This window comes from Acetobacter suratthaniensis, from assembly GCF_017377745.1.
GTDB classification, from domain to species: domain Bacteria; phylum Pseudomonadota; class Alphaproteobacteria; order Acetobacterales; family Acetobacteraceae; genus Acetobacter; species Acetobacter suratthaniensis.
Map to the genome: position 1 here is coordinate 1 of NZ_JAFVMG010000048.1, position 1,482 is coordinate 1,482.

The window sequence follows — 1,482 nt, forward strand, 5'->3', positions numbered from 1 at the left end:
TGCGACTTTGTGCATGGACCCGTGTAAGACCACCGCGGACACACCAGACGCCTGCGGCGGCCTACGGCGGGCGCGTCACACGCGCCCTCTGGTGCAGCGACGACCTTGCGGCGGGTGAGGGCGTTTTGCTCAGGAGTGAAGGAGTGGGGTGGAGCGATTATGCCTCCTGCCTGCCGTTCCGGGTGCGGGACGCTCAGGGGCGCGAGGTATAGAATGACATAACGGGCAATAGAAAAGCGGTTTGATTTATTTTTTTCTTACCGGAGAAAAGTGGGGGGAAATAAATAAAAGAACCACGAAATATTATTTCTTATCGCACCATGAAAAAGAACGAAAAAACACGCTTTTTTGGCTGTTTTCCGCGCTTTTTTGCTTGTGATGTTTCTCTTGTCGTACTAATCTTTACTTGTTGAGAGGGAGTGGGCCCGAGCAACAAAGCGCCCCGGTCAGTGTTTCCGCCACCAGACCGGAGCTAGCCAGAACAGAAAAGGCACTTTCATGTCCGACGTGAACAACACTTTAAACAACGCTTCTGTCCCCGTGCAAGGGGAGAGTGTCTGCACCGGGCGGTGCTGCGAGTGCGCTAACCGTAATGTCACCTGTTTCATGGAACTGGAAGACGCCCATTATTCCGATCAGACGCTCGCAGCTTTGGCGAAGTATCACGGTTGGAGCCATTGCGACCCGAAGCGCCCAAAAGGTGGGGTAGAGCGTCTGTTCAAAGGTCAGGCCCCGGACGGCATGCTGGTTCCCGATGGCGCCCGGTATCTGGTGGCGGGTTATGCTGCTGACCCGGAAAGCCGCCGGTATATTTCCCTGTATTGCGGTTGGGATCTGGTGGCGGATTTTGACGGCCGGAATGGATCGCCTGCCGAGATTGCGCGGCAGCTCAATGAGCGTGCGGAGCAGTATGCCCGCCAGCAACAGGCACAGTTTAAAGCTGCCTGAGCATCCCTTCGGTTCGTATTCTTTCAGCCTTGATATCGATTAATGGAGCAGACACATGGCAGGCAGCGTCAACAAGGTCATTCTGGTGGGTAATCTGGGCAAAGACCCCGAAGTGCGTATGACACAGGGTGGTGCAAAGATCGTTTCTTTTACGCTGGCGACGAGCGACACATGGAACGACCGGGCTTCTGGTGAGCGCCGCGAACGCACGGAATGGCACCGGGTCGTCATTTTCAATGACCGTCTAGCTGATGTGGCCGAGCGCTTTCTTCGTAAAGGGCGGCAAGTCTATCTGGAAGGTTCACTCCAGACCCGCAAATGGACGGATCAGGGCGGGCAGGAGCGCTTTACCACCGAGGTGATTATTGATCGCTTCCGTGGGGAACTGACCCTTCTGGACAGCCGCCCGGATGGCGAGGCGGGTGGTCAGTATGGTGCGCCCGCCGAACGCAGGCAGGCGGCTCCCGCCTACAGCGGCAACGCTGGCCCGGACGACGAAATCCCGTTCTGAGCGGTGAAGGATGGCGCGCGCAG

Annotated in this window: 3 protein-coding genes; all 3 read left to right on the forward strand. The window is 57.0% G+C overall.

Features of this window, described 5'->3' with window-relative positions:
• On the forward strand, positions 1-212 hold a 212-nt coding region (locus tag J2D75_RS14220), incomplete at its 5' end, for a hypothetical protein (protein ID WP_207855444.1).
• 286 nt (positions 213-498) lie between these two features.
• The gene (locus J2D75_RS14225; RefSeq protein ID WP_207855445.1) at positions 499-948 is read left to right on the forward strand and encodes a hypothetical protein; all 450 of its coding nucleotides are present in this window, start codon (positions 499-501) and stop codon (positions 946-948) included.
• A gap of 55 nt (positions 949-1,003) precedes the next feature.
• Complete coding sequence (gene ssb / locus J2D75_RS14230; RefSeq protein ID WP_207855446.1) at positions 1,004-1,459, forward strand: single-stranded DNA-binding protein; 456 nt, start codon at positions 1,004-1,006, stop codon at positions 1,457-1,459.
• Positions 1,460-1,482: the final 23 nt, after the last annotated feature.